At 65.9% G+C, this 25,271-nt stretch carries 19 protein-coding genes and 2 tRNA genes; 19 read left to right on the top strand and 2 right to left on the bottom strand.

Going from position 1 to position 25,271, the window contains the following annotated elements:
• The first annotated feature begins 55 nt into the window (after positions 1–55).
• The 10 genes from E6C72_RS12565 to E6C72_RS12520 all read left to right on the top strand — a co-directional run bounded on the left by E6C72_RS12565 (position 56) and on the right by E6C72_RS12520 (position 12,703).
• A complete protein-coding gene (locus E6C72_RS12565) occupies positions 56–1,519 on the top strand; it encodes an NAD(P)H-hydrate dehydratase (RefSeq protein WP_109086112.1) in 1,464 nt (487 codons plus the stop codon).
• Between the two features lie 103 nt (positions 1,520–1,622).
• The gene (locus E6C72_RS12560; RefSeq protein WP_109086111.1) at positions 1,623–3,152 is read left to right on the top strand and encodes a malonyl-CoA decarboxylase; all 1,530 of its coding nucleotides are present in this window, start codon (positions 1,623–1,625) and stop codon (positions 3,150–3,152) included.
• Positions 3,153–3,289: 137 nt separating this feature from the next.
• A tRNA-Leu gene (locus E6C72_RS12555) sits at positions 3,290–3,374 on the top strand.
• A gap of 91 nt (positions 3,375–3,465) precedes the next feature.
• A complete protein-coding gene (gene tig, locus E6C72_RS12550; RefSeq protein ID WP_109086110.1) occupies positions 3,466–4,797 on the top strand; it encodes a trigger factor in 1,332 nt (443 codons plus the stop codon).
• A 112-nt stretch (positions 4,798–4,909) separates the two neighbouring features.
• Positions 4,910–5,536: an ATP-dependent Clp endopeptidase proteolytic subunit ClpP gene (gene clpP, locus E6C72_RS12545; protein ID WP_012974527.1), complete on the top strand. Its 627-nt coding sequence runs from the start codon at positions 4,910–4,912 to the stop codon at positions 5,534–5,536.
• Between the two features lie 255 nt (positions 5,537–5,791).
• Complete coding sequence (gene clpX, locus E6C72_RS12540; protein WP_012974526.1) at positions 5,792–7,054, top strand: ATP-dependent Clp protease ATP-binding subunit ClpX; 1,263 nt, start codon at positions 5,792–5,794, stop codon at positions 7,052–7,054.
• A gap of 437 nt (positions 7,055–7,491) precedes the next feature.
• On the top strand, positions 7,492–9,432 hold the full coding sequence (locus tag E6C72_RS12535; protein ID WP_158280170.1) for a methyl-accepting chemotaxis protein: 1,941 nt from the start codon (positions 7,492–7,494) through the stop codon (positions 9,430–9,432).
• A gap of 207 nt (positions 9,433–9,639) precedes the next feature.
• Positions 9,640–12,054, top strand: coding sequence for an endopeptidase La (gene lon, locus E6C72_RS12530; protein WP_109086108.1), 2,415 nt, complete (start codon positions 9,640–9,642; stop codon positions 12,052–12,054).
• Between the two features lie 198 nt (positions 12,055–12,252).
• Positions 12,253–12,525, top strand: a complete 273-nt coding sequence (locus E6C72_RS12525) for an HU family DNA-binding protein (RefSeq protein ID WP_012974523.1) — start codon at positions 12,253–12,255, stop codon at positions 12,523–12,525.
• 103 nt (positions 12,526–12,628) lie between these two features.
• Positions 12,629–12,703: transfer RNA gene (locus E6C72_RS12520), tRNA-Val, on the top strand.
• A 92-nt stretch (positions 12,704–12,795) separates the two neighbouring features.
• Here the strand turns inward: E6C72_RS12520 and E6C72_RS12515 are convergent.
• A complete protein-coding gene (locus E6C72_RS12515; protein WP_136700738.1) occupies positions 12,796–13,965 on the bottom strand; it encodes a hypothetical protein in 1,170 nt (389 codons plus the stop codon).
• 132 nt (positions 13,966–14,097) lie between these two features.
• The gene (locus E6C72_RS12510; RefSeq protein WP_109086286.1) at positions 14,098–16,371 is read right to left on the bottom strand and encodes a type IA DNA topoisomerase; all 2,274 of its coding nucleotides are present in this window, start codon (positions 16,369–16,371) and stop codon (positions 14,098–14,100) included.
• A gap of 18 nt (positions 16,372–16,389) precedes the next feature.
• Here E6C72_RS12510 and E6C72_RS12505 point away from each other — a divergent pair, with 18 nt between their 5' ends.
• From E6C72_RS12505 to rplQ, 9 genes are all read left to right on the top strand, one after another.
• On the top strand, positions 16,390–17,193 hold the full coding sequence (locus E6C72_RS12505) for a serine protease (RefSeq protein ID WP_247875740.1): 804 nt from the start codon (positions 16,390–16,392) through the stop codon (positions 17,191–17,193).
• Positions 17,194–17,286: 93 nt separating this feature from the next.
• Positions 17,287–17,634 (top strand): RidA family protein, encoded by a 348-nt coding sequence (locus tag E6C72_RS12500; RefSeq protein ID WP_014248117.1) that lies wholly within the window; start codon positions 17,287–17,289, stop codon positions 17,632–17,634.
• Positions 17,635–17,863: 229 nt separating this feature from the next.
• Positions 17,864–20,005, top strand: a complete 2,142-nt coding sequence (gene fusA / locus E6C72_RS12495) for an elongation factor G (RefSeq protein WP_109086106.1) — start codon at positions 17,864–17,866, stop codon at positions 20,003–20,005.
• 372 nt (positions 20,006–20,377) lie between these two features.
• Positions 20,378–20,854, top strand: coding sequence for a tetratricopeptide repeat protein (locus E6C72_RS12490; protein WP_247875739.1), 477 nt, complete (start codon positions 20,378–20,380; stop codon positions 20,852–20,854).
• A 152-nt stretch (positions 20,855–21,006) separates the two neighbouring features.
• On the top strand, positions 21,007–22,413 hold the full coding sequence (locus E6C72_RS12485; protein WP_109086104.1) for a hypothetical protein: 1,407 nt from the start codon (positions 21,007–21,009) through the stop codon (positions 22,411–22,413).
• Positions 22,414–22,611: 198 nt separating this feature from the next.
• Complete coding sequence (gene rpsM, locus E6C72_RS12480; RefSeq protein WP_012974491.1) at positions 22,612–22,980, top strand: 30S ribosomal protein S13; 369 nt, start codon at positions 22,612–22,614, stop codon at positions 22,978–22,980.
• Between the two features lie 15 nt (positions 22,981–22,995).
• Positions 22,996–23,394, top strand: a complete 399-nt coding sequence (gene rpsK / locus E6C72_RS12475; protein WP_012974490.1) for a 30S ribosomal protein S11 — start codon at positions 22,996–22,998, stop codon at positions 23,392–23,394.
• Between the two features lie 136 nt (positions 23,395–23,530).
• Positions 23,531–24,547, top strand: a complete 1,017-nt coding sequence (locus E6C72_RS12470) for a DNA-directed RNA polymerase subunit alpha (protein WP_085089782.1) — start codon at positions 23,531–23,533, stop codon at positions 24,545–24,547.
• Positions 24,548–24,708: 161 nt separating this feature from the next.
• On the top strand, positions 24,709–25,137 hold the full coding sequence (gene rplQ, locus E6C72_RS12465; RefSeq protein ID WP_109086103.1) for a 50S ribosomal protein L17: 429 nt from the start codon (positions 24,709–24,711) through the stop codon (positions 25,135–25,137).
• Positions 25,138–25,271 lie beyond the last annotated feature (134 nt).

Here is a 25,271-nt window from a genome sequence, read left to right as displayed (position 1 = left end):
GGAAACGGCAAGGCGGGCCAGGGTCGGCCAGGGCCACGGTCGGGGAGAGTGGGGGATGGATGAGCTTCTGTCCGTCGCGGAGATGTATCGGGCCGACCAGCTGGCCATCGCCGCCGGGGTTCCCGGCCCGGCCCTGATGGAGGCCGCCGGCGCCGCCGTGGTCCGCGCGGTATGCGAACGCTGGGCGCCGCATCCCACCGCCGTGCTCTGCGGGCCCGGCAACAATGGCGGCGACGGTTTCGTCATCGCCCGGCTCCTGCTGGAGGCCGGCTGGCCGGTGCGGCTGGCGCTGCTCGGCACGCGATCCGCGCTGACCGGCGATGCCGCGGTGGCGGCGGAGCGCTGGCCCGGTCCGATCGAGGCGGCCGATCCCTACATCCTGAAGGGCAACCCCCTGGTCATCGACGCGCTGTTCGGCGCCGGCCTGTCCCGGCCGCTCGACGGCCTCGCCCGTGCCATCGTGGAGGCGATGGAGGGGCGCACCGTCGTCGCCGTCGACGTGCCGAGCGGCCTGCACGGCGACAGCGGCCGGGTGCTGGGCGCCGCACCCCAGGCGGCGCTGACCGTCACCTTCTTCCGCCGCAAGCCCGGCCATGTGCTGCTGCCCGGCCGTACCCTGTGCGGCGAGGTGGTGGTCGCCGACATCGGCATTCCCGACCGGGCGCTTGACAGCATCGCGCCGCAGACCGCGGTCAACGAGCCGTCGCTGTGGCGCCACCGTTTTCCGTGGCCGGCGCTGGACGGCCACAAATATGCCCGCGGCCATGCGGTGGTGCTGGGCGGGGCGCGGATGACCGGGGCGGCGCGGCTGGCCTCGGTCGCCGCATTGCGCGCCGGGGCCGGGCTGGTCACCATCGCCTGCCCGCAGGAGGTCTTCCCGATCTATGCCGCCGGCTGTGCCAGCGTGATCGTCGACCCGCTCGAGGATGCCGGCGCCTTCGGCCGGCTGTTGCAGGACCCGCGCAGGAATGCCGTGCTGATCGGGCCGGGGGCGGGCAGGGGCGCGCAGACCCGCGCCGCGGTGATGGCCGCGCTGGATGCCCGCCGGGCCTGCGTTCTCGACGCCGACGCCTTGACCAGCTTCGCCGAGTCGGCCGACGAGCTGCTCGACCGGCTCGACCAGCGCTGCGTCCTGACCCCGCATGAGGGGGAGTTCTCCCGCCTGTTCGGCGACTCCGTCGGCATGGACGGCGACAAGCTGTCGCGGGTGCGTGCCGCCGCCGCGCGGTCCGGCGCGGTCGTCGTGCTGAAGGGGGCCGACACCGTGGTCGCCGCCCCCGATGGCCGGGCGGTGGTCAACATGAATGCGCCGCCCGATCTGGCGACCGCCGGCACCGGCGACGTCCTGGCCGGCATCGTGCTCGGCCTGCTGGCGCAGGGAATGGACGGGTTCGAGGCGGCCTGCACCGCCGTTTGGCTGCATGGCGAGGCCGGGAGGGCCCTTGGCCCCGGTCTGATCTCCGACGATCTGGCGGGGGCGCTGCCCGGCGTGCTCAAGGCGCTGAAGGCGCAGGGATAGAGCCTGCCCAAGAGCGGTCGATGGCCGGCGTCCGCGGTACTCCGGACCGCTGCGTCCGCGCGCCCACTTGCGGCGCCGGCCGGGCAGGGCCAGACTCCGGGGCATGAGCGACGCACCCGACACCACCACTCTGGAGCCTGTGCCGCCATCCCAGGCCGCGCAGCCCAATTTCTTCGACCGCGCGCTGGACAACCTGCGCACCCGCTGGCGCGAGATCGCGGCCTCGGCGCGTGGCGCCGTCGGTGCGCCGCCCCGCACGCATCTGCCCAAGGAGGACGCCGAGCGTCTGAAGGAGCAGATCGAGGCCTGCCTGGACTCGCGCGGCGGCGAGGTCTCGGCCCGCGCCCGCGCCGCCCAGCTTGGCCGCACCTATCTGGCGCTCGATCCGCAGGGGCGGCGCAATTTCCTTTTAATGCTCGCGCGCGACTTCGACGTGGACCGCGACGCGGTGATGGACGCGATGGCGACCTTTCAGGCGGCGACCGATCCGGTGGCGCGCGGTCATGCGGAACGGGCCCTGCGGCGCGCGCTGGAACCGCCGCGCCTGCGATTGCTGACCCAGTTCAACGCCCTGCCGGAAGGGGTGAAGTTCCTGGTCGACCTGCGCGCCGAGCTGATGGAGATGGCACGCGGCGAACCGCTGCTGCAGGCCCTGGAAGACGATCTGAAGAACCTGCTGCGGGCCTGGTTCGACGTCGGCTTCCTGGAAATGCACCGCATCACCTGGGACAGCCCGGCCTCGCTGCTGGAGAAGCTGATCAAGTATGAGGCGGTGCACGAGATCAGCGGCTGGCAGGATCTGAAGGACCGGCTCGATTCGGACCGCCGCTGCTTCGCCTTCTTCCACCCGCGCATGCCGCACGAGCCGCTGATCTTCGTCGAGGTGGCGCTGGTCCAGGGCATGTCGGACAACGTGCAGGCGCTGCTCGACCCGACCGCGCCGGTCTGCGATCCCAAGAGCGCCGACAGCGCCATCTTCTATTCGATCTCCAACGCGCAGGTCGGTCTGGCCGGCATCAGCTTCGGCAATTTCCTGATCAAGCGGGTGGTCGATGGGCTGGCGACCGAGTTTCCCAACATCAAGTGCTACGCCACCCTGTCGCCGATCCCCGGCTTCCGCCGCTGGTTCGACCGCGCGCTCGACCGTGACGGCGACGCCCTGCTGACGAACGCCGAGGCCGAACGCATTGCCGAACGGCTGAGCGAGCTTGAACAGGCCGACGTGGTGGGCACACCCACCGAAGGCGGCATCGGCACCGACGAATCGCCGCTGCTCTCCCGTGCGCTCGCCCGTCCCGGCTGGGCGGAGGACGAGGAGTTGCAGAAGCGCCTGCGCGGGCCGCTGATGCGGCTGGGCGTCCATTACCTGACGACGGTGCAGGAGGCGAAGGGCCATGGCCGCTCCCGCGCTTTGGACCCGGTGGCGCATTTCCACCTGACCAACGGCGCGCGGATGGAGCGGCTGAACTGGTTGGCCGACCGTTCGGGCAAGGGGTTGAAGCAGTCGCTGGGAATGATGATCAACTACCGCTACCGGCTGGGCGAGATCGACGCCAACCACGAGGCCTACACCGGCGAGGGGCGCATCATCACCTCCTCGGCGGTGCGCTCGCTGGGGAAGGCAGGCAGCTGAGGCGAAAAGCGCGCGCCTCACTCTCTTGAGTGGGGCCATTTTGCCTGTTTGCTTCCGGCGCGCTGTGCTATAGACCGGACTTCGCCGGCGGTCCGGCGGGTGTTTGCGCACCCGTCGCGGCTGCCTTTGCCATGAACGCGGGCGTGGCGGAATTGGTAGACGCGCTGGATTTAGGTTCCAGTGACTTCGGTCGTATGGGTTCAAGTCCCTTCGCCCGCACCATGGCAACACCTTGGACCGCATGGACAACACGGATTCGGGCCGCCCGGACGGGCGCCGCCGGGCCGGAACAACGAGATAGGCTTTCGTTCCGATGAACATCACCGAGACCAGCACCGACGGCCTCAAGCGCGAATTTCAGGTCGTCATTTCCGCCAAGGACATCGAAGAGAAGGTGAACGGCAAGCTGGAAGAGCTGCGCCGCACGGTCCAGCTGCCGGGCTTCCGTCCTGGCAAGGTGCCGGTCACCGTGATCAAGCAGCGCTATTTCGGCGGCGTGCTGTCCGAGGTGCTGGAGGACGCCATCTCCGACAGCTCGCGCCAGGCGCTGAGCGAGCGCGGCCTGCGCGTCGCCCTGCAGCCGAAGATCGAAGTCGAGAAGTACGAGGACGGCGGCGACCTCACCTACAAGATGGCCGTCGAGCTGCTGCCGGACGTCGAGCCGGGCGACTTCACCGGCATCGAGCTGGAGAAGCCGGTCGCCGAGGTCACCGAGGAGTCGGTGCAGGAAGCTCTGGCCCGTCTGGCGTCGGCCCATTCGACCCAGGCTCCGGTCACCGAGGACCGCGCCGCCGAGACCGGCGACATCGCCGTGATCGACTTCGCCGGCACGGTCGACGGCGAGGCGCTGGAAGGCATGGACGGCAAGGACTACCCGCTGGAGCTGGGTGCCGGCCGCTTCGTCCCGGGCTTCGAGGAGCAGCTGGTCGGCGCCAAGGCCGGCGAGCATCGCACCGTCAACGTCACCTTCCCGGAAGATTACCCGCACGAGCGCCTGAAGGGTGCCGCGACCGTCTTCGAGGTCGACGTCAAGGAGCTGCGCAAGAACGTCCCGGCCGAGGTCAATGACGAACTCGCCAAGGAGTTCGGCATGGAGAGCCTGGAGAAGATGCGCGAAGCCATCCGCGACCGCATCAAGGGCGAGTATGACGGCCTGTCGCGCCTGCGCGTGAAGCGCCAGCTGCTCGACAAGCTGGCCGAGGCCCACTCGTTCGAGGTGCCGGCCGGCATGGTCGACATCGAGTTCGGCGGCATCTGGGAGCGTCTCCAGGAGGAGATCAAGAACGGCACCGCCGGCGAGGACGCCAACAAGTCCGAGGACGAGCTGAAGGCCGAGTACCGCTCGATCGCCGAGCGCCGCGTCCGCCTGGGTCTGCTGCTGTCGGAAGTCGGCCGCCGCAACAACATCCAGGTCACCCAGGACGAGGTGAACCGCGCCCTGATCAACGAAGCCCGCCGCTTCCCCGGTCAGGAGCGCCAGGTGTTCGAGTTCTTCAAGCAGAACCAGCAGGCTCTGGAGAACCTCCGCGCCCCGATCTTCGAGGACAAGGTGGTCGATCACATCCTGGATCAGGCCAAGGTGACCGAGAAGACCGTCAGCGTCGAAGAGCTGACGAAGGACGAGGACGAGGCTGAGGCCGCCTAAACTCCCAAAAGGAGTGGGGGCGGACTACCATCCGCCCCCATAGGTTCCTATATGTGGTTCCGTACCGGCGACGATCACCGGTTCAGCCAACTGCGGGGGCAGGGAAGAACACATGTACGACTTCGAGCCGAAGATGAATGCTCTGGTCCCGATGGTCATCGAACAGACCAACCGGGGCGAGCGCGCGTACGATATCTATTCGCGCCTGCTGAAGGAGCGGATCATCTTCCTGATCGGCGGAGTGAACGACGCCGTCGCCAGCCTGATCTGCTCGCAGCTGCTGTTCCTTGAGTCGGAGAACCCGAACAAGGACATCGCGCTCTACATCAATTCGCCGGGCGGCTACGTCTCGGCCGGCCTCGCCATCTACGACACCATGCAGTACATCCGTCCGCAGGTGTCGACGGTGTGCATGGGGCAGGCGGCGTCGATGGGCTCGCTGCTGCTGGCCGCCGGTGCGCCGGGCAAGCGCTTCTCGCTGCCCAACAGCCGCATCATGATCCACCAGCCGTCGGGCGGCGCCCAGGGCCAGGCCTCGGACATCGAAATCCAGGCCCAGGAAATCCTGAAGCTGCGCTCGCGCCTGAACGACATCTACGTCAAGCACACCGGGCAGGATCTCGACACCATCGAGACCGCCATGGAGCGCGACAAGTTCATGTCCCCGGAAGAGGCGAAGGCCTTCGGTCTGATCGACGAGGTGGTGGAGAAGCGCCCCGGCGCCGACCATCATTCGTGAGCCGCCGGTCCTGAGCCCACCCAACAAAGGGTTGATCGGGTCGTGACGCTGTTGTTGAATGGCAGTGACACGATCCGGTCATAGGACGAGCCCCTTGGGGCATGTCCGCCATGTGGATCGTGATGCGTCGCAAAACGGCGCATGACCTTGTCGCGGACGCCGTCCGCGATAACCTGAGTAGGACCGGCGTCGGGGGGCGCCGCGAACGGGCATGGTCCTAGGGGTCCACGCCTCCCGCGAGATGACGGAGTACCGATGAGCAAGTCCAGCAGCGGCGATTCGAAGAATACGCTCTACTGCTCCTTCTGCGGCAAGAGCCAGCACGAGGTCCGCAAGCTGATTGCCGGTCCGACGGTGTTCATCTGCGATGAATGCGTCGAACTGTGCATGGACATCATTCGCGAGGAGAACAAGACGACCCTCGTGAAGTCCCGCGACGGGGTTCCGACTCCGCGCGACATTCATGCGGTGCTCGACGATTACGTCATCGGACAGTCCTACGCCAAGCGCGTGCTGTCGGTGGCGGTCCACAATCATTACAAGCGCCTCGCCCATGGGACGAAGCACAACGACGTCGAACTGGCGAAGTCGAACATCCTGCTGATCGGCCCGACCGGCTGCGGCAAGACGCTGCTGGCCCAGACCCTGGCCCGCATCATCGACGTTCCCTTCACCATGGCGGACGCCACGACGCTGACCGAAGCCGGCTATGTCGGCGAGGACGTCGAGAACATCATCCTCAAGCTGCTCCAGGCCGCCGACTACAATGTCGAGCGGGCGCAGCGCGGCATCGTCTACATCGACGAGGTCGACAAGATCAGCCGCAAGTCCGACAACCCGTCGATCACCCGCGACGTGTCGGGCGAGGGCGTGCAGCAGGCCCTGCTGAAGATCATGGAAGGCACCGTCGCCTCCGTGCCGCCGCAGGGCGGGCGCAAGCACCCGCAGCAGGAATTCCTGCAGGTCGACACCAGCAACATCCTGTTCATCTGTGGCGGCGCCTTCGCCGGCCTGGACAAGATCATCGCCCAGCGCGGCAAGGGCACCAGCATCGGCTTCGGCGCCGATGTCCGCTCCGCCGACGAACGCGCGACCGGCGAGATCCTGCATGAGGTCGAGCCCGAGGATCTGCTGAAGTTCGGCCTGATCCCCGAGTTCATTGGCCGTCTGCCGGTGCTTGCAACCCTGTCCGACCTGGACGAGGCGGCGCTGGTCGAGATCCTCAGCAAGCCGAAGAACGCCCTGGTCAAGCAGTACCAGCGCCTGTTCGAGATGGAGGATGTCCATCTGGAGTTCTCCGAGGACGCCATGCGCGCCATCGCCCACAAGGCGATCGCCCGCAAGACCGGCGCCCGCGGCCTGCGGTCGATCATGGAGGCCATCCTGCTCGATCCGATGTTCGACCTGCCGGGCCTGACCGGCATCGAGAGCATTCTGGTCAACAAGGAAGTGGTCGAAGGGCGGGCCAAGCCGCTTTACGTCCATGCCGAACGGCGCAGCGAAGCGCCTGGGGCCTGACCCGGGCGCCGGTTCTTCCCAGAGGAGGCCGGCCACCCCCATGGTGAGTCGTTTTGAAAAGGAGCGCTTCGGCGCTCCTTTTTCATTTCGGCGTGTTCCGCAGGAGATGCGTCGTTCTCGCGGCAGAAATTTCCGCAAAGCTGCAACCCTTGGAGGTTATTATACCAAGGTGGTAGATTTGCCGAAACAATATGCATATGCTCCAGAAAAAAGGACTAAAGGACCGTAAGTCGTCATTCGCTTTCCTTCAGTCCGATCTTTTTCCGCATGCCGGAATTATAAGAAAGCTTCTGTGAGAAGATGCAATGAGAATACGCGGCTTTTTATACACTTGCCTGACATGTGTTGGAGTCGTAACGGCTGTTCCGGCTGCGTGGCTGGCGGTTCAGGAATATGGTGCGGCGAGCCGCGCCGCGTCCGCCAAGGCGATTGTCGAAGTGGTTGCGAGCGCATCCACCCTGAATGAACTGGTCGCGCTTGAGCGCGGCACGGCCAACCAGCCCCTGTCCGCCAGGACGGCCGTGGATCAGGCCATGCGGGAAGGCATTGCCAGGGGACGGCAGCAGGTCGACCAGGCCCTCGTCCGCTATGTCGCCATGGTCAAGGACAGCGGCGACGTTCAGGCGGTCAAGGACGCAGAGGGGCTTGGCAGCCTGATTTCCGGTGTGCGCAGCCAGCTCGACGAGTGGCTGGCGAAGGACCCGGCGAGCCGTCCGGCCGATCCGGTCGCCCTCTACTTCGATGCAGTCAGCCGGATCACCCTTCCGATCCAGAAGACTGTCGTCCGGCTGGGCCACGACCTTGACGAACTGAACTCGCGCGTCGGCGACCGGGCCGATCTCGCCGTCCGCTCTTCGACCCTGCGCGAGCGTGCGGGGCAGCAGTCGGTGCTGTTCCTGCGGGCGCTCGGTTCGGGAAAGCCGATGACGCCCGATCTGCTGGGCCAGATCCTGACGATCGAAGGCAAAATCGACGAGGCGATCGCCGGGATGGAGGATGACATCGTCGGTGGCGACATGGAGCCCGGGCTGAAGGCGGCGCTCCAGACCTTGCGGACCGGCTATGTCGAGCAGTTCGGCAGCTTCAAGAAGCGCCTGCTCAGCGCGTCCTACGCCGGGAAGCCCTACGATCTCGACGTCGCGGAATGGCGCAAGTCGGCATCGCCGCTGCTGCAGCATATTCTGGCCGTCCGCGACGCTGCGGTGATCGAGGCGCGCCGGCTGGCCGACGACGTTCATGGCGCCGCGCTTCGCCGCCTGTCCCTGGCTATCGTCCTGGCGGTGGTGTCGATCGGTGCGCTGATCGGCGCGGCCATCGCGATCAACCGTCGGGCGTCCAAGCCGGTCGTCGAACTGGCCGGCGTGATCGGCGCGATTGCCGGCGGGCGGCGCGATCTCGCGGTGCCTCATGCCGGGCGGGCCGACGAGATCGGCGAGATGGCCGGTGCCGTCGATGTCCTGCAGACCCGCGTACGCGAGGCCGACGAGGCGGAGGCCCGGCGCCACAGCGAGCGTGAGGAACGCGACCGCCGCCGCCACGATTTCGAGCGGGCGACCCAGCAGTTCGTGTCCAAGCTGGAAAGCATCGTCGCCCAGCTCTCCTCCACCGCCCAGTCGGTGCGCGGCAATTCCGAACGGGTTTCGGCCAACGCCGAGAATGTGTCGTCGCTCTCCTCCTCCGTCGCCGCGGCATCGGAGCTCGCCAACGGCAACATCCAGACGGTGGCGGCCGCGGCGGAGGAGCTGCAGGCCTCGATCGGCGAGATCGGCCGCCGCATCGACGACGCGTCCCGGATCGCCCAGGACGCCGTCCGCGAGGCCGGCAGCACCGCCGACATCGTCGCGACCCTGGCCGAACGCGCGGCGGGGATCGGGTCGGTGGTGGATATGATCAGCTCCATCGCGTCCCAGACCAATTTGCTGGCGCTGAACGCGACCATCGAGGCGGCGCGGGCGGGCGAAGCCGGCAAGGGCTTCGCCGTCGTGGCGAGCGAGGTGAAGAACCTGGCCGGCCAGACCGCGAAGGCGACCGAGGACATCCAGGTCCGGGTCGGCGAAATCCGCGAGGTCAGCGGCAGCGCCGTTTCCGCCATCGATGCGATCAGCCGCACGGTCGTCGCGATCAGCGAAGCCGCGTCCGCAGTCGCCGCCGCGGTGGAGGAGCAGAATGCCGCGACGCGGGAGATCGCCCGCAACATCCACGCCGCCGCCCAGGGAACGGTCGAGGTGTCCGGCAGCATCGGGCAGGTTGCCAGCACGGCGGAAAGCACGCGGATCGCATCCGGAGAACTGCTGACCGCGTCGCGTGGCCTTTCCGAAGAGGCTGGAACGCTGCGGAACACGGTCGATGGCTATGTAAGCAGTCTCAAAACCGCGTGATGGGACGAAAAGGGGGTGGTTCGCGGCGGTTTCCGGCCGGGTTGCAGGCTGGAAACCGCCCGTCGCCTCGTCCAGCCCCTTGAAGGCCGCAGGGCCGTGTGCCACGTTAGTCCGGTGCCGTAGGCGGATCCCCGCGCTCAACCCGAGGCGGGGGCTGTGTCAGGCCCATTCCGGGCTGGCGGCGATCCATTCATTGAGGCCCTGCCGATGATCGAACTCTCCCGTGGTGCCCTCTACCCGGTCCTGCCGCTGCGCGACATCGTGGTCTTCCCCCACATGATCGTGCCGCTGTTCGTCGGGCGCGAGAAGTCCGTGCGCGCGCTGGAAGACGTGATGAAGGATGACAAGCAGATCCTGCTCGTCACCCAGAAGAACGCCGCGCAGGACGATCCGACTCCGGCCGACATCTACAGCGTCGGCACCGTCGGCACCGTGTTGCAGCTGCTCAAGCTGCCGGACGGGACCGTCAAGGTGCTGGTGGAAGGCGGCCAGCGCGCCGCCATCACCAAGTTCGCCGACAATGAGGAGTTCTTCCAGGCCCAGGCCGAACTGGTCGAGGAGAAGACCGGCGAGAACCAGGAGCTCGAAGCCCTGAGCCGCGCCGTCGTCTCCCAGTTCGAGCAGTACATCAAGCTGAACAAGAAGATCCCGCCGGAGGTGCTGGTCTCGATCAACCAGATCGAGGAAGCCGGCAAGCTGGCCGACACCGTCGCCTCGCATCTGGCGCTGAAGATTCCGGAAAAGCAGCAGCTGCTGGAATGCGCCACCGTGTCGGAGCGTCTGGAGCGGGTCTATGCCTTCATGGAAGGCGAGATCGGCGTTCTTCAGGTGGAAAAGCGCATCCGCAACCGCGTCAAGCGGCAGATGGAGAAGACCCAGCGCGAGTACTATCTGAACGAGCAGCTGAAGGCGATCCAGAAGGAACTCGGCGAGACCGAGGACGGCCGCGACGAGTCGGCCGAGTTGGAAGAGAAGATCAACAAGACCCGCTTCTCCAAGGAGGCCCGCGAAAAGGCTCTCGCCGAGCTGAAGAAGCTGCGGTCGATGAGCCCGATGTCGGCGGAAGCCACCGTGGTCCGCAACTACCTGGACTGGATGCTGTCCATTCCGTGGAAGAAGCGCACCAAGGTGAAGCGGGACCTGAAGCTGGCCCAGAAGGTGCTGGACGCCGACCATTACGGTCTGGAGAAGGTCAAGGAGCGTATCCTTGAGTATCTCGCCGTGCAGAACCGGATGAACAAGGTCAAGGGGCCGATCCTCTGCCTCGTCGGTCCGCCCGGCGTCGGCAAGACCTCGCTCGGCAAGTCCATCGCCAAGTCGACCGGCCGCAACTTCGTCCGCATGTCGCTGGGCGGCGTCCGTGACGAGGCCGAGGTGCGCGGTCACCGCCGCACCTACATCGGCTCGATGCCCGGCAAGGTCATCCAGGGCATGAAGAAGGCGAAGTCTTCCAACCCGCTCTTCCTGCTGGACGAAATCGACAAGCTCGGCGCCGACTGGCGCGGCGACCCGTCGTCGGCCCTGCTGGAGGTTCTGGATCCGGAGCAGAACGGCACCTTCAACGACCATTACCTGGAGGTCGATTACGACCTGTCCGACGTGATGTTCGTCTGCACCGCCAACACCATGCGCATGCCGCAGCCGCTGCTGGACCGCATGGAGATCATCCGCGTCGCCGGTTACACCGAGGACGAGAAGGTCGAGATCTCCAAGCGCCACCTGATCGAGAAGCAGATCGAGGCGAACGGCCTGAAGAAGGGCGAGTTCACCATCTCCGACGACGCGCTGCGCGATCTGGTCCGCTACTACACGCGGGAGGCCGGCGTCCGCTCGCTGGAACGCGAGATCGCCAACCTCTGCCGCAAGGCGGTCAAGGAGATCCTGCTGAAGTCGGGGGGCAATGCCAAGGTCGCGGTCACCCGCCGCAATCTGGACAAGTATGCCGGCGTCCGCCGCTTCCATTATGGCGAGGCGGAACTGGAGGATCTGGTGGGCGTCACCACCGGTCTGGCCTGGACCGAGGTCGGTGGCGAGCTGCTGTCGATCGAGGCCGTCGGCCTGCCGGGCAAGGGCCGCGTCACCACCACCGGCAAGCTGGGCGACGTGATGAAGGAATCGGTCCAGGCGGCCGAGAGCTACGTCAAGTCGCGCGCCATCGCCTTCGGCATCAAGCCGACGCTGTTCGAGAAGAAGGACATCCACGTCCATGTTCCCGAAGGCGCCACGCCGAAGGACGGCCCGTCGGCCGGTGTCGCCATGGCCACCTCCATCGTCTCGGTGCTGACCGGCATTCCGGTGCGCAAGGACGTGGCTATGACCGGCGAGATCACCTTGCGCGGCCGGGTGCTGCCGATCGGCGGCCTGAAGGAGAAGCTGCTGGCCGCGCTGCGCGGTGGCATCAAGCATGTGCTGATCCCGAAGGACAACGAGAAGGATCTGGCCGACATCCCGGACAACGTGAAGCGCGGGCTGGAGATCATGCCCGTCGGCACGGTGGACGAGGTTCTGCGCAATGCGCTGGTCCGTCCGCTGGAGCCGATCGAATGGACCGAGCCGGAGGTCGATCCGGCCGCGGCGAAGGCCCAGGAGAAGGGTGCCGACGGCGAGGCCCTGCGTCACTGATCCGGCACCGGCGGTTGCGATCGGATCGTGACCGCCGCCGGATGGCGTGACTTTTAGGACAAGAGCGGCTTTGCCGCCCGTCGGGAATTGACGGGCGGCAAGCGCTGTGATTATCCTTTGCTTCCAAAAAGTCGTGGACGAAAAGTCCTGGGGCGGCTTTTGTCTTTCAGTATTTGCTGAATTTCGAAGGGGGATTGCGTGAACAAGAACGATCTCGTGGCGCATGTTGCCGAAGCGTCCGGTTTGTCCAAGACCGACGCCACGAAGGCCGTCGACGCCGTGTTCGACAGCATCGCCGAGTCCTTGAAGAACGGTGATGAGGTCCGTCTGGTCGGCTTCGGCACCTTTGCGGTGGCTGAGCGTCCCGCGACCGAGGGCCGCAACCCGCGTACCGGCGAGAAGATCGACATCCCGGCGTCCAAGCAGCCGAAGTTCAAGGCTGGCAAGACCCTGAAGGACGCCCTGAACTAAGCGCTTACGGCGCTTGAAGTTTCTGGCCCGTTCAGGGCATAGTGCGGCCGGCCGGGCATCCACCCGGCCGGCTTGCGTTTGGCTGCAAGGCCTTACCCGGTTGGGGCGATTAGCTCAGCGGTAGAGCGTCTCGTTTACACCGAGAATGTCGGGGGTTCGATCCCCTCATCGCCCACCATTCCCATTGTCGTTCCTGTGATCAGGCCCCGTTCCGGGGCTTTTTTCATGCGTGCGTGGTGACGAGCGCCGGCTTGGCGCCCCTCGTTCTCCTCACTGTTCGCCGCAGGGGTTCGGCTGGTCTTTCATGCCGACATAGCCCTGCTTCGCGTCGTACAGGAATTGGTATTGCCGCAGGAAATGGCGGCCGGTGTTGATGAAGGGCGGGCGCTTGTCGGTGCTCCAGGGGATCACCTGCTGCGGCTCGTTCGGCGAACCGGCGCCGACGATGAAGGAGTCGACGGCTATCGGGCTGGCGGCATCAGGAATGTTGACGGCGACCGAGGTGCCGGGCGCCAGAACGCCGACCGATTTGTTGGGTTCGCTGGCGTCCGGCTGCTGCACGGTGTCGAACCTGATCGTGGGCGGCAGCGTCATGTAACTCTGCGGGATGCCGGTATCGACCAGGATGTTGGCGGGCGTGCAGATCGGGCCATTGGCATCGCGGTTCACTTCCGGATTCACCGAGATGCAGCCGCTTGGCATCATCCAATCACCGGGATACTGCGCATAGGGCACCAACTTGGCGAAGCGGAAGCCCGCTGTGTTGTCGGCGGTCAGGCCGACCTGGATGCCCTGGCGGCCGATGATGTAGCCCGAGTTCAGCGTTCCGTTGGCGATGGGTTGGCCGTTCACGCTGCGCAGGTTCAGCAGCACGTTCTTGTCCGGCGTGCCCTGCGGCTGGAAATCGGCTTCCTGACCGAAGCCGACGCCCATATAGAGCACCGGCTTGGCCGGCGCCGGCAGGTCGGGGCAGATCTGCTGGTCGGTCTGGTAGCTGTCGCAGCGGCCGGACTTCTCCACGCCAAGGATGAAGACTTCCGACGTCGCGACCGGCTTTTGGACGCGGTCATACAGGGTGACCGTCATCGGCACCCAGGTGCCGACCCACAGAATCTTGCTGCTCGACAGGAACTGCGTGCCCGGCCTGGCCCCCGGCGCCGTCTTCAGCGTCTCGTAGTTGGGGATGTTGGTGGCTGACATGGCAACGCCGACCGATCCGGTGTCCATCGTCACCGTGTGGATGGCGCTGTCGCCGGCGATGCTGAAATTCAACTTCGGCGGATCGGTGAAGGACACCGGTTGGAAATTCGCGAAGGGGATGCATTGCGCCACACTGATGCCGCCATAGTTCAGCATGCTTTGGGCCAGCGCGGGAGCTGTCGCGACCAGAGTCAGCGCGGCAGCAGTGACGGTGCGCGAGGTCCGACCGGAAAATCTCATGGGAAGCGCCCAGCAATGATTGAGGCTGCTGCTAGAATTGCCAGCCGATCGAGGCGTGTCCAGCAATCAATGTCGCCGAAATCGGGTAAATCTTCTCAAAACCGCAACCTGAAGCGTGGCCGTTTCAGGCAATTACCGGGCGTGCTGGTCCAGAAAGCTCCGGCATTGGTCGAAATCACGCAGGCAGGAATCGGGCAGGGCGATGCCTTTGCGCTCCGCAAGACTGCGGGCGAAGGCAACCATCCGCTCGGTTGGTTCGCGGCGGCGCCACGCTTCCGGCGGGGGCATGTCGGCGCCTGACGCGCCCTCCGCAACCACATCCACCGGAAGAGGGCTGGCCTTGGTCTTGCGGGGACGCCGCGGCTTCGGTGCCGTCGGCTCACCATCGGTGGGTGCGGCGGCCTTGCGCGTCCGCCGGCGCACCGGCTTTGTGGTGTCACCACGCGCCGCCGCGGCGCTGCGTGCTGCTGTGCCGTACCCTGCAGTGCCGCGTCCCGTCGTGCCCCGTCGGGTGAATCGCGCCTTGGCGGCGGGTTGACCGAGATCGAGCGCGACGCCGCGCTGTCCGACCAGCGTCCCGATCAACCGGTCGGCTTCGCTGGCGATGGCGTCGATCACCCGCCGGAAATCGGCGCGGCCGGTCACCACCTCGTCCAGCTTCATCTCCCACAGCGCGGTGGTGCCGGGATCGACCAGCGTCGGGGCGGCGGCGCGCAGGGTCTCGAACAGGTGCAGGCCGGCCGGGGTTGGCACCAGCCATTTGCCGTCGGCTCCTAGCATGTTCTGTTTGCGCAGCCCCTTGATCACCTCGGCGCGGGTGGCCGGGGTGCCAATGCCCTTGGCCTCCTTCAGCCGGTCACGCAGAGCCGGATCCTCGACGAACCGCCAGGCGTTCTGCATGGCGTCTACCAGCGTGCCCTCGTTGTAGCGCGGCGGCGCCTGGGTGCGCTTCGCCTCTACCTTCGGATCGCTCAGAGTCGTCAATTCGCCGTCGGTCAGCGGTGGCAGGGTCTGTTCGGCTTCCTCCTCCGGCTTGCCGCCGGACCGGTCATCGCTCTCCGCGGAGCCGAAGGCGGCCTTCCAGCCCAGCTTCAATGGAATGCGCCCGACCGCCCGGAAGGCGACCGGCTTGATCCCTTCTGGCGATGGCACAGGAACCGGCATGGTGACGCTGGTCTGGCGATACTCGTAATCCGGCATCACCGCGGCGAGGTAGGACCGGCAGATCAGCGCGAACAGCCGCTTTTCGTCGTCGCTCAGCCGTACCAGCCGCGACTCCAGATCGTCCAGCACATTGACGTTGGGAATCACCGCATGGTGCGACACGCCTTCCAGCGCCTTGTCGCAGAAATGGCCGGACTTGCCCTTGCGAATCACCGGGCGGGCAATGTCGAGATGGGCGAAGCCGCGCAGCCGGGTCAGCGCCCCGACGATGGCCGGCGCGTCGGCAATCTGGTTCTCCGAAAGGTAGCGCGCCTCGGCACGTGGGTAGGTGATGAGCTTCTTGCCATCGCCGTCATACAGCTCCTGCGCCACCGCCAGCGTGCGGTCGGCGGTCCAGCCCCAGCGCTGGCCGCAGGTCTTCTGCAACGACGGCAGGTCGTACAGCTTGGGTGGCGCCTGCCGTTTCTCCTCCACCGTCACGGTCAGCGGGCCGCGGTGGTTGTCGGCAGCGCGAGCGATGGCCTCGGCGGCGGCGCGGTCCTTGATGCGGTCCTTCGGCGCCGGGGCGTGGCGCATCTGGAAGCTGCCCTCCGCCACGCTGGCGGTCGCCACCACCTCGAAATAATCCTCGGGCTTGAAGTTGCGGATCTCCAGCTCGCGCAGGCAGACGATGGCCAGAGTCGGGGTCTTCACCCGGCCGATGCCGATGACGCCGCGGGTGCCGGGGGCGAGCAGGGTCTTGGTCGCCGTCCGGGTCAGCGAGAGGTTGAAGATCTGGTCGGCCTGCTGGCGCGCCACGGCCGCCTCGTAGAGCGGCCGCATGGAGTCGTTCGGCTTCAGCGCCGCGAAGGCGTCGCGCAGGGTCTTTGGATCCTGGGCTGTGAAAAGCGCGCGCCGCACCTTGCCGCGATAGCCGACATGCTCCAGGATTTCCTGGCCGATCAGCTGGCCTTCGCGGTCGCAGTCGGTGGCGAGGATCACCTCGTCGCAGGCGCGCAGCGCCGCGGTGATCGCCTGCAGCTTCGCCGCCTTGTTGCCACCCTGGTCGGGGCGGGTGGGATAGAGCCCGTCCGGCTTCAGCAGGGTCGGCGACCAGCGTTTCCAGGCGGGATCGACCTCATCCGGCTCGGCAAGCCGCAACAGGTGGCCCTCGGCCGGCAGGATGCGGCCGTAGCGGTCGCCCAGGGCCGCGCGCAGGTCCTTCGCCTGGCTGGATTTCTCGGTGATGATCAGCGTCGCCATGCGCCGGAGGATACGGGATTGAGGGAAACGGAGCAAGAACATGCGCGCGGCCGACGGCAGGCCGGTCCCGGCCGTCTGGCCGTAACCGCTCTCGCCCTCACGCTCCTGGCCGGCGCGGCCACCGCCCATGCGGAACGGCCGCTTCTGCCCGGCGTCGGGATGGACGACCGGCGGGCGCCGGTGGATGCGGCCGCGGATCCCTGGCGCAGCGTGGTGCGGGTGCAGACGAATCTGGCCGGGCGTTGCACCGGGGCGCTGGTCGGCCGGAGCACGGTGGTGACCGCCGGCCATTGCCTGTTCAATCCGCGCACCCGCCGCTTCCTCCAGGCGTCCTCCCTGCATGTGCTGTTCGGTTACGACCGGGGTGCGTACACCCGCCATGTCAGGGTGGCGCAGGTGGCGACCGATCCGGCCTATGACCCGGCCGCCGCGGCGCCGATGGCCGCCGCCGATTGGGCGGTGCTGACCCTGGCCGATCCGGCGCCGGACTCGGTGCCGCCGCTCCCCGTCAGCGCCGAGCCGCTGCGGTCCGGCGCGCCGCTGATGCTCGGCGGCTACAGCCAGGACCGGGCGCAGATCCTGATGGCCGACCGCGACTGCCATCTGCTGGGGGAGAGCGGCGGGCTGCTGGTGCATGACTGTGACGCCACGCGCGGGACCAGCGGCGGGCCGCTGCTGGCGAGGACGGCGCAGGGCGGGGGATGGGCGGTTGCCGGAGTCGGCGTCGCTGCCGGGAACGCGCCTGCCGTGCGCAATTTTGCAGTCCCCTCCGCGCGTTTCGCCCCACTTTTGGCGAAGGAAAGCGCTGCGGGGCAGCCCTGAGCCGCGGGGGCGCATTTTTTTCTTCGCGCGCGGCCCCGAATGGCATAGACGTACCCGCGTCTTTTCAGCCCCGGAACCCGGAGTCTTTCCGCAATGTCGATCCAGCGCTTCCACACCGGACCGCGCATGAGCCAGATGGTTGTCCACAAGGACACGGTCTATCTCGCCGGTCAGGTCGCCGACGAGCCGACGCCCGACGTCGAACGTCAGACCGCCCAGATCCTGGCCCAGATCGACGCCCTGCTGGCGGAAGCGGGCAGCGACAAGAGCAAGCTGCTGTCGGCCACCATCTATCTGGTGGACATCGCCAGCTTCGGTGCGATGAACAAGGCGTGGGAAGCCTGGGTCGACCCGGCCAATCCGCCCGCCCGCGCCACGGTGGAAGCCAAGCTGGCCGCGCCGGAGTATCTCGTTGAAATTCAGGTCACCGCTGCTAAATAAGGCGGCGGAAACGGGGCGACCCGGCAGCCTCGGTTGGGGTGTGCCGGCGTGGCCCGAACGCTGTGAGGGCCGCGCGCTTCAATATTCCGACAAATTGCTTGTCGGTTTACGGAATGTTAATGACGCCTTAACAGATCGCCCGTAAAACCCCGACCAACCTCTGCCGCCGAAGCGGACGACCCCTGACGGTCGCGCTTCGGTTGTCGCGTTACTGCAATGGAACCGCAACATGCCGCGCCAAACGCCACTGTCTGACATTCGGAACATCGGCATCATCGCCCACGTCGACGCGGGCAAGACGACGACTACCGAACGCATTCTGTACTACACCGGTCGCAAGCACACGATCATCGACGTCCACGAGACGAAGGATCTGAAGACGTCGACCACGACCGACTACATGGAGCAGGAGCAGAAGCGCGGCATCACCATTCAGTCCGCCGCGGTTTCGGCCTTCTGGCGCGACAAGAAGATCAACGTCATCGACACCCCGGGCCACGTCGACTTCACCATCGAGGTGAACCGTTCGCTGCGTGTCCTCGACGGTGCGGTGGTGGTGTTCGACGGCGTCGCCGGCGTGGAGCCGCAGTCGGAGACCAACTGGCGTCTGGCGGACAACTACAACGTTCCGCGCATCTGCTACGTCAACAAGATGGACCGCTCGGGCGCCAACTTCCAGCGTTGCGTCGGCATGATCCGTCAGCGCCTGAACGCCCGTCCGGTCTGCATCCAGGTTCCGCTCGGCTCGGAAGACAACTTCCGCGGCATGGTCGACCTCGTCGAGATGAAGGCCTATGTCTGGTTCTCGGACGACAAGGACGCCAAGTGGGAGATCTGGGAGATCACCGACGATCTCGCCGAGAAGCTCAACCTGACGGTCAAGGAAGACCTCGACAACATCGCGCTGATACCGCAGCTGCGTTCTGAGCTGGTCGACACCGCCCTGGAGCAGGACGACGCGGCGATGGAAGCCTATCTGGAGTCGGGTGAGGAGCCGTCGGCCGACGTGCTGCGCGCCTGCCTGCGCAAGGGCACCATCACCAGCGCCTTCACCCCGGTCCTCTGCGGCTCGTCCTACAAGAACAAGGGCGTCCAGCAGGTTCTGGATGCGGTCGTCGATCTGCTGCCGGCCCCGACCGACGTCGAGGCCATCAAGACGGTGGACGAGGACGGCAACCCGAACGGCGAGCGTCTCAGCTCCGACGACGCGCCCTTCTCGGCTCTGGCCTTCAAGGTGCTGAACGACACCTACGGCTCGATGACCTTCATCCGCGTCTATTCGGGCGTGCTGACCAAGGGCATGTCGATCCTGAACTCGACCCGCGGCAAGCGCGAGAAGATCGGCCGCATGGTCGAGATGTTCGCGAAGGAAGCCAACCCGATCGAGGAAGCCCGCGCCGGCGACATCATCGCGCTCGTCTCCCTGCAGGAGACCGAGACCGGTGACACGCTCTGCGACGCCGCCCACCCGGTCATCCTGGAGCGCATGCGCTTCCCCGACCCCGTCATCAGCGTCTCGGTCGAGCCGAAGACCAAGGGCGAGCAGGAGAAGTTCTCGATCGCGCTCGGCAAGATGGTCCGCGCCGATCCGTCGCTCCGCCTGGAGACCGACCGTGAAACCGGCCAGACCATCCTGCGCGGCATGGGCGAGCTGCATCTGGAAGTGACGCTGGACCGCATGCGCACGGAGTTCGGCGTGGAAGGCAACATGGGCAAGCCCCAGGTCGCCTACCGCGAGACGATCACCAAGCCGGTCGAATACACCTACACCCACAAGAAGCAGACCGGTGGTTCGGGCCAGTTCGCCGAAGTGAAGATCATCTTCGAGCCGCTGGAGCGTGGTGCCGGCTTCACCTTCAAGGACGAGACGGTCGGCGGCTCGGTTCCGCGCGAATATGTCCCGTCGGTCGGCAAGGGCCTGGAAATGCAGAAGGAAGACGGCGTCCTCGCCGGCTATCCGACTGTGGACTTCAGCGCCCGCCTGGTGGACGGCAAGTACCACGACGTCGACTCGAACGCCCTGACGTTCGAAATCGCCGCCAAGGCCTGCTTCCGTGAGGCTCTGCCGAAGGCCGGCCCGATCCTGCTCGAGCCGGTGATGAAGGTCGAGATCGTCACGCCGGAGGATTACCTGGGCGACGTCATCGGCGACGTGAACCGTCGTCGCGGCACCGTCCTGGGCCAGCTGGAGCGTGGTTCGAACATCGCCGTCGAGGCCAATGTCCCGCTGAACGAAATGTTCGGCTACATCGGCCAGCTGCGCGGCATGACCTCGGGCCGTGCGTCCTACTCGATGGAGTTTAGCCACTACGAGCCGGTGCCGCGCAACGTCACCGACGAAATCGTGGCCGGCCGCAACAAGGCCGCCTGATCGCCCTCAAGGCAATCGGGAATCATCCGGTAAAGCTGACGGCCGGCGGAGCGATCCGCCGGCCGTTTGCCGTTATGAAGGTTGCGATTGCGGATTTTGCCGATCCGGGGGGCTTGTGAACAGGGAGGCATGCCATCCGTTCCCAAGCCGGCCTGTTGCATGCACTGATGGTATAAGGGGCATAGGTCTGCTGCCCTAAGGCGTCGCCATGGGCCCCCTTGACCATTTCATTATCGATTTGCAACCAAAAAATAGTTGGCATCTTATCGAATCCGTGCCCAAATTTGGAGCATGACGATTCGACGCTTCTTTTCCTTGACTGTGCTTTTGACGCTGACCCTCGGGGTGCCGGCCGGGGCAGGGCAGGGAAACATGCGTCTCGACAGTCTTTTCCAGGCTTTGCACACCGCCACCGACGCGGCCTATGCCGAATCGGTGGAGGAGCATATCTGGGACTTCTGGCTGGACCATCCCGATCCGGCGATGGTGCGCGATATGCGTGCCGGGGTGTTCAGCCTGAACGGCGATGATTACGAGGCGGCCCTGCATGCCTTCGACGCCGTGGTCGCCCGCGATCCATCCTATGCGGAGGGGTGGAACAAGCGCGCCGCCGCCCATTACATGCTGGGCGATTATCGCGGTGCCATGCTGGATCTGCACCGGGCGCTGTCGCTGGAACCCCGCCATTTCGGGGCGCTGGTGGAATTGGGGCTGGTCTATCTGGCGCTCGGCGACGAGAAGCCGGCGCTCCGCGCCTTCGACGCGGCACTAAAGATCAACCCGCACCTCACCCGCGTTCGCGCGCAGGCCGATGCGCTTCGCCGTCGACCGGCGGGACGGGACCTCTGATCCACCCTGGCGTGCCGCCGATTGTTACGCGTAAATATATCCTGAAAATCTCGCATAAGAGGTATAACCATCGTCGGCGCGACCGCTGAACGGTCGCTTTGTCGTGACCGCACGTCCTTGGCTGGCGTGACGGCCCTGTGGACGGGGGCGGGATGTTCGACCAAGTGATCCAGGTGATCGGCGAACTGCGGGTGCTGAGCGCGCTGGGGCTGCTCGGCCTGTCCTTCATCCTGCCGCTGACGATCTTCATCGGGCGCAGCAACATCAAGAATGTGAGGCAGAAGATCATCGCCGATCTGGAGTCGGTCTTCCGCATCGAGGGGCAGGATCACGACCAGCTGATCCCCTCCTTCGAGTTCGCCGCCTACAAGTACCGGGCGCTTCCGCAGGGGCCGGACCGGACCCAGCGGTCGGAGTGGAGGGCCTATTTCTTCCCGGTCCTGGTCTTCATCATGGTGTCCTTCAGCGGCTTCCTGACATCCAGCGGCATGCTGCTGGGAACGGAGCGGCTTGACCATTTCCAGCCCCTGTTCAGCGGCATGACCCTGTATGGCGTCGATGGCGTCAAGCGGATCGACATGGTGCACTACCAGCTCCAGACCGTGGCGGTGCTGTCCTTCGCCTTCTTCGGCGCCTATGTGTGGTCGATCGACTACCTGGTCCGCCGCATCTCCAATTACGATCTGTCGCCGATCTCCTTCCTGCGGGTGACGGGGCATATCATTCTGGCCTGCATCACCGCCGTCACCCTGCATCATGGCTATATGGACATGGCGCAGATGGTGCCGGAACAGACGGTGGGCGACCGGGTGCCGGAGTTGCTGATCGCCTTTCTGGTCGGTTTCTTCCCCAAGCTGGGCCTGCAAACCCTGTTGAGCCGGGTGCCGCAGCTGCAAATCCGGCGGATCGATCCGCGGGCGCAGAGCTTCATCCGCGAATACCCGATCGACATGATCCTGGGCATCGATGGAGCCATCAAATTCCGGCTGGCCGAGTTCGAGATCGAGGACGTGCAGAACCTTGCCACCGCCAACCCGATCCTGCTGTTCGTCGAAACCCCCTACGGCATCTACGAGACGATGGACTGGGTGGCGCAGGCGCAGCTGATTCTGGCGCTCGATCTCGACCAGATCGAGGCATTGCGCGTCATCAACATCCGCACCATCTTCGATGTCGAGCGCTTCATGGACCGGCCGGAGTCGCGTCCACGGCTGGTCCAGGCGCTGAATTGCCCGAAGACCGACGGGAAGGGCAATGTGCTGCTGGCCGACCGCGGCATCACCATGGACAATCTCGAATCGGTGGTGCTGTCGATCGGTGAGGATCTGCACGTCCAGCGCCTGCGCCAGATCTGGCGCAACATCGAGCTGAAGCTGAGCCTGGACCTGCCGCAGGTGCTGCGCGACCGTGCATTGCTGAGTTCGGGCCGCTCGCCCCTGCGGCCCGTTCCGGTCAATGATGCCGCGGCCGTCGACGAACAGGGCGGCGGGGCCGGGGCCGACGAAGAGGCGGCGGCACCGACGCCGGGTGCCGTCCGCTTGCCGGTTCCGGCCGAGTGACGGATGCGCCGGCCAACGGCCAGCGATCGGCCTTGACAAGTTGCAGGGTTTTTCTATAGTCCGACCCTCTCGCTGCCCCACAGGGGTGGCGGGTAACATTGTGCGTTCCCGGTCTCGGCCTTGCGCCGGGCGGGATTTGCTCGGTGTGTAGGCGGCCCGACGGGCTGCCGTTGAGATATCGAGACTGAGGAGAGTAGCGTGGCGCGTATCGCTGGCGTCAACATCCCCGCGCAGAAGCGCGTGGAGATCGGGTTGACCTACATCCATGGCATCGGCCCCTTTAAGGCCAAGGAAATCTGCGCGAAGCTGGAGATCCCGGCCGAGCGTCGCGTGAACGAGCTGACGGACGACGAAGTCCTGAAGATCCGCGAGACCATCGACGCCGATTACCGCGTCGAGGGCGATCTTCGTCGTGAAGTCGCCATGAACATCAAGCGTCTGATGGACCTGGGCTGCTACCGTGGCCTGCGTCACCGCAAGGGCCTGCCGGTCCGCGGCCAGCGCACCCACACGAACGCCCGCACCCGCAAGGGTCCGGCCAAGCCGATCGCCGGCAAGAAGAAGTAAGAGGACGAACGCAAAATGGCCAAGCCCTCCGCCGCTTCTCAGCGCCTGCGTCGTCGCGAGCGCAAGAACATCACCGCCGGCGTCGCTCACGTGAACGCCTCGTTCAACAACACGATGATCACCATCACCGACGCGCAGGGCAACACCATTGCCTGGTCGTCGTCGGGCACCATGGGCTTCAAGGGTTCGCGCAAGTCGACGCCCTACGCCGCCCAGGTCGCTGCCGAGGACGCCGGCCGCAAGGCTCAGGAACACGGCATGAAGACTCTGGAAGTCGAAGTGAAGGGCCCGGGTTCGGGGCGTGAGTCCGCTCTGCGCGCCCTGCAGTCGATCGGCTTCCAGATCACCTCGATCCGCGACGTTACGCCGATCCCGCACAACGGCGTTCGTCCGCCGAAGAAGCGCCGCGTCTAAGTTCAGTACCGTTTCCGCACCCGCGGGGACCGACCGTTCCGGGACAGGGGGCCGCAGCCATCGCGGCCCCCTCAGCATGGGAACGGACCGGGCCCTGCGGGTTCGTGTCCACCCGATGGCATCTTGAGGTCGATCCGTGCTTCAGAAGAACTGGCAGGAACTGATTAAGCCGAGCAAGCTGGACATCCAGCCCGGCGACGACGCCGACCGCTTCGCGACCGTGGTCGCCGAGCCGCTGGAACGCGGCTTCGGTCTGACGCTGGGCAACGCGCTGCGCCGCATCCTGCTCTCCTCGCTGCAGGGTGCCGCCGTCACGTCGATCCACATCGACGGCGTGCTGCACGAGTTCTCGTCCATTCCCGGCGTCCGCGAGGACGTGACCGACATCGTCCTGAACATCAAGACGATGGGTCTGCGCATGGGCGGCGACGGCCCGAAGCGCATGCGCCTGCGTGCCGAAGGCCCGGGCGAGGTCAAGGCCGGCATGATCGAGACCGGTCCCGACATCCAGGTCATGGATCCGGAACTGGTCATCTGCACGCTGGACAATGGCGCGCGGCTGAACATGGAACTGACGGTCGAGACCGGCAAGGGCTATGTCCCGGCCAGCCAGAACCGTCCGGAGGACGCGCCCATCGGGCTCATTCCGATCGACGCGCTGTTCTCCCCGGTCCGCAAGGTGTCCTACAAGGTCGACAATGCCCGCGTCGGGCAGGTCACCGACTATGACCGCCTGTCGATGACGGTGGAGACCAATGGTTCGGTCAAGCCGGACGACGCGGTGGCGCTCGCCGCCCGCATCCTGCAGGACCAGCTGCAGCTGTTCATCAACTTCGAGGAGCCGACGCACGCCGTCTCCGAGGAGAAGCACGAGGAGGTTCCGTTCAACAAGAACCTGCTCCGCAAGGTGGACGAGCTGGAACTGTCGGTCCGTTCGGCCAACTGCCTCAAGAACGACAACATCGTCTACATCGGCGATCTGGTGCAGAAGACGGAAGCGGAAATGCTCCGCACCCCGAACTTCGGCCGCAAGTCGCTGAACGAGATCAAGGAAGTGCTGTCCCAGATGGGCCTGCACCTCGGTATGGAAATCCCGAACTGGCCGCCTGAGAACATCGAAGAGCTGGCCAAGCGTCTGGAAGAGCCGTACTAAGCATCTCGCTGTTTGCCGCGCCCTTCCTGCTTTTCGGTCGGGAAGGGCGCATTTCCCAGGGCCGCCACGGCCCGACCCGCAAGCCGTACCAGCGTTACGACTGGGCGGCGGGGTTCACGATCGGCTCCCCGAGGGGGGCCATGCCATGAAGGAGGACCGCCATGCGTCACGGCGTTTCGGGACGTAAGTTCAGCAAGACCAGCAGCCACCGCAAGGCCATGTTCTCGAACATGGCGAACGCGGTGATCAAGCACGAGCAGATCACCACCACCCTGCCGAAGGCGAAGGACCTGCGTCCGATCGTCGACAAGCTGATCACGCTCGGCAAGAAGGGTGGCCTGGCCAACCGTCGTCTGGCTTTCGCCCAGCTGCGTGACAACGAGACGGTGACCAAGCTGTTCACCGTCCTGGCCGACCGTTACAAGGACCGCCAGGGTGGCTACAGCCGCGTCCTGAAGGCCGGTTTCCGCTATGGCGACGCCGCCGACATGGCGGTGTTCGAGCTGGTCGACCGTGACGTTTCGGCCAAGGGCCAGAACTCCGGCCCGACGCAGAACGTCGCCGAGGCCGAGGGCGAGACCGCTGAGTAACATGGCCGGCAATCGGGCCGGTCTTCTGCCCTGTGCGGCATCGGGTCTCAGTATCCCGTGTTGCACAGGACGGAACCGCCGATATCGGTGATATATTAGACCCTTCCTTCGGGGATCTCCCCGAAGGAAGGGTT

The organism is Azospirillum sp. TSH100, from assembly GCF_004923295.1.
In the GTDB taxonomy this organism is placed as follows: Bacteria; Pseudomonadota; Alphaproteobacteria; order Azospirillales; family Azospirillaceae; genus Azospirillum.
Note: the sequence above shows the minus strand (reverse complement) of the source record. Positions and strands in the feature narration are given on the sequence as shown.

What these genes read in the sequence shown, in the direction of transcription:
- E6C72_RS12565 (WP_109086112.1), top strand. Translation starts at nt 56, where the DNA reads ATGGATGAGCTTCTGTCCGTCGCGGAGATGTATCGGGCCGACCAGCTG.
- E6C72_RS12560 (WP_109086111.1), top strand. Translation starts at nt 1,623, where the DNA reads ATGAGCGACGCACCCGACACCACCACTCTGGAGCCTGTGCCGCCATCC.
- tig (WP_109086110.1), top strand. Translation starts at nt 3,466, where the DNA reads ATGAACATCACCGAGACCAGCACCGACGGCCTCAAGCGCGAATTTCAG.
- clpP (WP_012974527.1), top strand. Translation starts at nt 4,910, where the DNA reads ATGTACGACTTCGAGCCGAAGATGAATGCTCTGGTCCCGATGGTCATC.
- clpX (WP_012974526.1), top strand. Translation starts at nt 5,792, where the DNA reads ATGAGCAAGTCCAGCAGCGGCGATTCGAAGAATACGCTCTACTGCTCC.
- lon (WP_109086108.1), top strand. Translation starts at nt 9,640, where the DNA reads ATGATCGAACTCTCCCGTGGTGCCCTCTACCCGGTCCTGCCGCTGCGC.
- E6C72_RS12515 (WP_136700738.1), bottom strand. Translation starts at nt 13,965, where the DNA reads ATGAGATTTTCCGGTCGGACCTCGCGCACCGTCACTGCTGCCGCGCTG.
- E6C72_RS12510 (WP_109086286.1), bottom strand. Translation starts at nt 16,371, where the DNA reads ATGGCGACGCTGATCATCACCGAGAAATCCAGCCAGGCGAAGGACCTG.
- E6C72_RS12500 (WP_014248117.1), top strand. Translation starts at nt 17,287, where the DNA reads ATGTCGATCCAGCGCTTCCACACCGGACCGCGCATGAGCCAGATGGTT.
- fusA (WP_109086106.1), top strand. Translation starts at nt 17,864, where the DNA reads ATGCCGCGCCAAACGCCACTGTCTGACATTCGGAACATCGGCATCATC.
- E6C72_RS12490 (WP_247875739.1), top strand. Translation starts at nt 20,378, where the DNA reads ATGCGTCTCGACAGTCTTTTCCAGGCTTTGCACACCGCCACCGACGCG.
- E6C72_RS12485 (WP_109086104.1), top strand. Translation starts at nt 21,007, where the DNA reads ATGTTCGACCAAGTGATCCAGGTGATCGGCGAACTGCGGGTGCTGAGC.
- rpsK (WP_012974490.1), top strand. Translation starts at nt 22,996, where the DNA reads ATGGCCAAGCCCTCCGCCGCTTCTCAGCGCCTGCGTCGTCGCGAGCGC.
- rplQ (WP_109086103.1), top strand. Translation starts at nt 24,709, where the DNA reads ATGCGTCACGGCGTTTCGGGACGTAAGTTCAGCAAGACCAGCAGCCAC.